Annotated in this window: 5 protein-coding genes; 1 reads left to right on the top strand and 4 read right to left on the bottom strand. The window is 39.2% G+C overall.

Translation table 11 applies throughout. From position 1 onward, the window contains the following. The first annotated feature begins 222 nt into the window (after positions 1-222). Positions 223-741, top strand: coding sequence for a DUF3782 domain-containing protein (locus VB691_RS07235; protein WP_323290803.1), 519 nt, complete (start codon positions 223-225; stop codon positions 739-741). Between the two features lie 32 nt (positions 742-773). Here the strand turns inward: VB691_RS07235 and rsmG are convergent, their stop codons facing one another. From rsmG to VB691_RS07215, 4 genes are all read right to left on the bottom strand, one after another. Further along, on the bottom strand, positions 774-1502 hold the full coding sequence (gene rsmG / locus VB691_RS07230) for a 16S rRNA (guanine(527)-N(7))-methyltransferase RsmG (protein WP_323290802.1): 729 nt from the start codon (positions 1500-1502) through the stop codon (positions 774-776). Between the two features lie 72 nt (positions 1503-1574). Beyond that, positions 1575-4415 carry a cation-translocating P-type ATPase gene (locus VB691_RS07225; protein ID WP_323290801.1) on the bottom strand — a complete coding sequence of 947 codons (2841 nt, stop codon included), beginning with the start codon at positions 4413-4415 and terminating at the stop codon, positions 1575-1577. Between the two features lie 233 nt (positions 4416-4648). Further along, the gene (locus VB691_RS07220) at positions 4649-5200 is read right to left on the bottom strand and encodes a DoxX family protein (protein ID WP_323290800.1); all 552 of its coding nucleotides are present in this window, start codon (positions 5198-5200) and stop codon (positions 4649-4651) included. A 338-nt stretch (positions 5201-5538) separates the two neighbouring features. Beyond that, entirely contained in the window at positions 5539-6291 is a 753-nt protein-coding gene (locus VB691_RS07215) for an SDR family NAD(P)-dependent oxidoreductase (protein ID WP_323290799.1), read from the bottom strand. Between the last annotated feature and the right edge of the window lie 5 nt (positions 6292-6296).

Genomic DNA, 6296 nt, shown 5'->3' with positions numbered 1-6296 from the left:
GGGGCGGTGGCAGGGATAGAAATAGAAGAAGGTGCAGATAAATATGCTTATCGTCAAGGTTTATTTGTGTTGGCACAAGCGGGAGAAAATGTCGCTATTCTTAACAGTTATGAGTTTCAACCAAAAGTTTGGTAGTTTCAACAGGAATAATACAAGAGCCAAGGTCTAAAACATAAATTAAGATATAATTAAAGAAGTAAAAAGTTCGCAACGAGAAAAATTATGACAACCACCGCAGATGATGTGTGGAAATTATTAGCTGAATTAGTGACAGCCCAAAAAGAAACAGAGCGCAAAATTCAAGAAGTTAGTAAACAAATAGGGGCTTTAGGTGGTAAATGGGGTCGTTTTGTCGAAAACATGGTGGCTCCTGCTTGTGAAACATTATTTGTAAATAGAGGTATTCCCGTTCATCAAGTTAGTCAACGGGTAAAAAAACGTCTGGATGGTAAAAGTTTAGAAATTGATGTCTTAGTAACCAATGAAAATCATGTTTTAGTAGTGGAAGTTAAGAGTAGTTTAGGTGTGGATGATGTTAAAGAATTGATCCATGATTTAAGAGAATTTCGGCAATTTTTCCCTGAGTATAACGACAAGCAAGTATATGGGGCGGTGGCAGGGATAGAAATAGAAGAAGGTGCAGATAAATATGCTTATCGTCAAGGTTTATTTGTGTTGGCACAAGCGGGAGAAAATGTCGCTATTCTTAACAGTGCTGAGTTTCAACCAAAAGTTTGGTAGTGCGATCTATGAAAATAAGATCGATCGCTTTTTTAGCATAAAGGTTGTTGTTTTGGAATACCAACGGGACGAGCAAATTGATAAGGGGTTTCTGCTACTTTTTTAACATAAATAAAGTGACGTATACTTTGGGTTAAAGGAGTGTTAAACGGTTTAACTAAGATAAATTTTCCCCCTAATTGTTTCAAGGCTGCTTTTAAGTTTAATTCTTCTTCTGTTTGCCAATTTCCCCGATATAATACTCCTATTCCTCCTAGTTTGAGAAAGGGTAATACATATTCAGCACAAACAGAGGGTTCCCCCACTGCACGAATTAAGCCTAAATCATACATTTCTCGATGCTCTTGTAAATGTCCAACGTCTTCTGCTCTGCCGATCAATGTTGTACAATTATTTAATTGTAATGCCTCTAAAAATAAGTTAATTACATTGATTTTTTTGCGAGTAGAATCAAGTAATGTAAACTGCCAATTGGTCAAACAAATGGCAATAGGAAGACCAGGAAAACCACCACCTGTACCAATGTCAATCACTTTTAATGAATCTTTATAATTTAAAAAATCTAACCCAATAACTCCAGCTAAAGAGTCCCAAAGATGTTTTTCCCAAAAGTCTTGGGGTTCCGTAATACGAGTTAAATTGATTTGACGATTAATTAAGATTATTTCTTGATATAATTGTTCCCATTTTTCTAATTGTTCTTGGGTAGGTTGCCATTGTAAACTATCGAGCCAAATGTTTTCAAACGTGGGTAATTCCATCAATTTACTCTTTATTCTTTACTTAATTACTGTGCGGGTTTAATCTGATTAAACCCACACAATTTGTGACTTTTACTTGACAAATTTACGATAGAGACGTAAAACAATTTTTTCTGCTTCCACCCAAACAAACATCAAACTACTAAACAATAAACAGATTATTAATTGTTCTCTGGTTAACACAGTAGTATTAAAGAAATTGCGTAACGGTTCAACATAAACTAACATCAATTGTAGAATAGTGGTAACAGTTACCGCCCCCCACAGATAAATATTAGAAAAAGGGTTCATTTCAATCGCTAAACGGGTTGTTGAACGAGCAGCGATCGCATGGCCCATTTGAGCAATACATAAAGTAGTAAAAACCATAGTTTTCCAACTTTCAGGATCATTGCCAGGTTGCTGAGAATAATTAAAGGCCCAGGACATCAAAGTAATAGTAATGATGGCAAAAATGATGCCAATACGCACAATATACAGCCCTAAACCTCGCGCAAAAATGCTTTCATCAGGATTAAAAGGTGGACGTTCCATAATATGAGGATCAGCAGGTTCAACCGCTAAAGCTAAAGCAGGTAAACCATCAGTTACTAAATTCATCCACAGAATTTGTAAGGGAATTAAAGGAATTCCAGAAAGTCCCATAATGGGAGCAGCAGCAATAGTAATAACTTCCCCCACATTACTGCCCAAAATATACTTAATAAAATGACGAATATTAGTATAAACCACCCGTCCTTCTTCCGTTGCGGCCACAATAGTAGCAAAATTATCATCCAGCAACACCATATCACTGGCCTCCTTGCTTACATCCGTCCCCGTAATACCCATTGCAATGCCGATATCCGCTTGTTTCAGGGCCGGCGCATCATTTACCCCATCTCCCGTCATAGCGACGAATTTGCCCTGTTTTTGTAAGGCCCTGACAATGCGTAATTTATGTTCAGGAGAGACACGAGCATAAACATTAACCCTTTCAACTTCTTGTTCTAACTCCGGTTGAGACATTCTTTCTAACTCCCGTCCCGTGAGAACATGATCTCCTTCTTGCACAATACCTAACTGTTGCGCAATAGCTTGGGCCGTTAATTGATGATCTCCCGTGATTACAATGGGACGAATACCGGCGGCCCGACATTTAGCCACTGCTGCTTTAACTTCTGGCCTGGGTGCATCCATCATTCCCACTAATCCTAACCAAATTAACCCCTGTTCGCTGGTTTCTGCATCTGTGTCGGGAATGTGTTCGAGGGGTTTATAAGCGAACCCTAACACCCGTAAGGCCCGTTTCGCCATAGCATTATTGCCATTCAATACCTGCTCTCTCTGTTCTGGGGTGAGAGGATATATTTGTTCTCCTAATTGATAAGAATTACATCTTTCTAAAATTAATTCAGGGGAACCCTTGGTAAACATCGCATAAGCATAATTTTGACGTAGTTGCCAACTTGGCCAGTGATCGCCCGTTTCTGACCACTGAGAAATGGTACTCATGCGCTTTCGTTCGGAAGAAAAGGGAAACTCTGCCACCCTTGTATATTGCTGGTCTAAGTTTGATTGTTGTAATGCGGCCTTGCCTCCCAAAGCTAATAAGGCCCCTTCGGTGGGATCACCCAAAATAGCCCAGTCACCTTCTTGTTGAGACAAATGGGAATCATTACATAATACACCCGTGAATAATAAGGCTTGTAACTCCCCATAGTTGTCAATGTCAATGGTTTGGTTATCTTCTTTGATCAACTCCCCTAGGGGTTCATATCCTATTCCTGTGACCCGAAAATTCCCTTTTAGGGTTTCTACCTCCTGCACCACCATTTTATTTTGGGTGAGGGTTCCCGTTTTATCGGAACAAATAACATTAACTGAGCCTAAAGTTTCCACTGCAGGCAGTTTTCGGATCAAAGCGTGGCGTTTGACCATGCGTTGAGTTCCCAAAGCTAAGGTAACAGTAATCACAGCAGGTAAACCTTCAGGCACCACTGCAACCGCCATACTTAAAGAAACTTCGACTAATTCCTGTAAAAGTCCCCATCCTCCCTTAATTACCCCCCCAACCACCACTAAGACCACAAAAATTAGGGAACCACTGACTAACACATTCCCCAAGTGACTCATGCGCTGTTGTAGGGGCGTGGGTTCACTTTCGACTGATTGTAACATTTCGGCGATTTTTCCCAGTTCTGTGGTCATTCCCGTGTTGGTAACGACCACTCTACCCCTACCTTGGATCACTTCTGTTCCCGTAAACACCATGTTACGGCGATCGCCAATGGGGGTATCTTCTTCTAACCCTTCTTCCAAGGAGTATTTATTGACGGAGTTGGCCTCTCCTGTCAACGCCGACTCTCGAATTTGCAGGTTAGAGGCTTCTAAAATTTGGCCATCAGCACAAAGTTGATCTCCTGCTTCTACTAAAATAATATCCCCAGGCACCAACTGAGGGGCATCAACTTCTAAGCGTTGTCCCTCTCGAATGACTTGAACTTTGGGAGAGGATAAACGCTTTAAAGCGGCTAAAGCTTTTTCGGCGCGGGTTTCTTGTAAATAGCCTAAAATTCCATTTAAAATCACAATTAAAAAGATAGCAATGGTATCTTTAAAGGGAATTACCCCTTCAGCTATGCCATTTTTTTGCAATTCTACCACGTCCAAAATACCGGAAATAATGGCAACGACGATCAGCATAATTAACATGATGTTAGTAAACTGATCTAGCAATATTTGCCAGTTACTACGGCCTGCCGTTTCTTCTATTTCGTTGGGGCCATAATGTTGTTGCCGTTGGCTGACTGTTTCGGCATTTAACCCAGTTTGAGGGGTTGTTTCTAAGCATTCTAGGGTTTTTTGGGGGGCATAAGTATGCCAAGCTTGTTGCTGTTGGGGCAGGGTATGGGAAGAATAGGATGGAGTCACAGGAAAGATGCTTCGATTAGAGGTCTACTATTCTTGATTTTACTGTTAACTCTCTCAATCGTTACGACTTTAGCAGTAAAACGTAAAGTCTTTATTTTTCAGGGGTTAAATCTTTAGACATCCTTAAGCTTATTTGGGGATAACTGCTAAGTTGTAGGGTGGGCATTGCCCACCACAATACATTGTAGAGATATTTTATCTTAATTTAATATCTCTACGGACTCCATTAAATCCTAGTTAAGTTGTTTTTCTTTGTCCCCCTCAGCAGCTATCCCTTGATAGGATTTTTCTAACAACATAATTTGTTTTGCTTTTTGAGTGAAGGCATTACTATCCAACCAATTTAAAATTAAGGCATCGGTTGAAAATAAGCCGCCCCCATTGACGAAAAAGAACAGAAAACAAGCGGCATAAATGGCAGAAAGTTCTAAGTAAGGAACACTAAAACCCGCTACTAAAATATGATGATACATGGCAACCATCATGGTTGATAATAACCCAAAAGCAGCAGGACGAGTCAACAAACCAAGGGCAACTAAAGGCGCACCAATTAACTCAGTATAGGCGGCAACGTAACTAAAGAAAATGGGAAAGGGAAGTCCAATATAGGATACATAAGCTTCGGCAAAACTTTCAATATTTCCCAGTTTGTCTAATCCATTATGGATCATAATTAAGCCCACAACTGCCCGCAAAATGGCCCAGGCAGTTTGGGAGGCAAAGTTAGGGTTAACATTGGGTTTGAGTAGAAAAGTCAAAAGATTTGAACTTAATTTGGTATTCATGATGACAAGATTTTCTCCCTAGAGAGCAAAATGAAAAAAAAGTAATAATTTTTACAAAACTTAATTAAGTTTTGTCTGGATTTCTCAGGAAAGGAAAAATCCTTAGTTGGCTGTCTTCCTGATACAGCAAGACTTATGAGGATTACTTCTTTCAATCTCAAAAAACCAACCTGAATATATTATTGCAGTTTGTTAAGATTTTAACAAGTTTCTTAAATATAAGGACTGTAGGGGCGAACGGCCGTTCACCCCTACATTCTCCTACGAATTACTAAAGATGTTATTGTGTCAAGTGTTCTTTACAAAACTTAACTTAATAATTTAAACACAGAAATTTGCTAATTTTTTTGTTGAGTAGGACGCAATAAAATATCATGAACTTGTACATAGTCAGGTTGAGATAAAACATACCAAACTGCATTAGCAATATCTTCTGATTGTAACACTGGAAACTGACTATAAACTTCTTGGGCCCGTTCCTTACTCTTGCTATATTTTTCAGCAAATTCTGTTTCTACAAATCCAGGACTAATAGAAGAAATTCTGATGTTTTTATTGGCTTCTCTTAATTCTTGTCTCAACCCTTCAGTTAATGCCCTTACTGCATATTTACTTGCTGCATAAACTCCACTAAATAAAGGAACACGATGACCGGCCATAGAACTAATATGAATAATATGACCATTATTATTACGATCACTCATATCTTTAATCGCTTCACGGGTACAAATACATAAGGCTAAAACATTGACCTCTAGCATCTCTCGCCAAGCTTCTGTACTCCCTGTCATTAAAGATTCTCGATGGCCTAAACCTGCATTATTAATTAAAATATCAACCCCACCCCATTGCTGACGAATCGCTTCAAATAAGTTAACAATATCAGCTTCTTGACGTAAATCTACCCGCTTTGCTAACACTTCGCAGCCAATTTCTTGTAATTCTGTGGTTAATTTATCTAACTTTTCTTGACGACGGGCGCAAATTACTAACCGATATTTTTCCAGAGCTAAACGACGGGCGATCGCTTCCCCAATACCACTGGATACCCCAGTTATTAACGCCACTTTTTTTGAGAAAGTTTCTATCATTCTTC

The organism is Crocosphaera sp. XPORK-15E (genome assembly GCF_034931425.1).
Taxonomy (GTDB): domain Bacteria; phylum Cyanobacteriota; class Cyanobacteriia; order Cyanobacteriales; family Microcystaceae; genus UHCC-0190.
The sequence above is the reverse complement of the archived record's forward strand: the minus strand, read 5'-3'. Positions and strand labels throughout refer to the sequence as shown.

Bases quoted from the DNA above. Each gene is read 5' to 3' on its own strand.
- VB691_RS07220 (WP_323290800.1), bottom strand. From the start codon at position 5,200: ATGAATACCAAATTAAGTTCAAATCTTTTGACTTTTCTACTCAAACCC.
- VB691_RS07215 (WP_323290799.1), bottom strand. From the start codon at position 6,291: ATGATAGAAACTTTCTCAAAAAAAGTGGCGTTAATAACTGGGGTATCC.
- VB691_RS07235 (WP_323290803.1), top strand. From the start codon at position 223: ATGACAACCACCGCAGATGATGTGTGGAAATTATTAGCTGAATTAGTG.
- rsmG (WP_323290802.1), bottom strand. From the start codon at position 1,502: ATGGAATTACCCACGTTTGAAAACATTTGGCTCGATAGTTTACAATGG.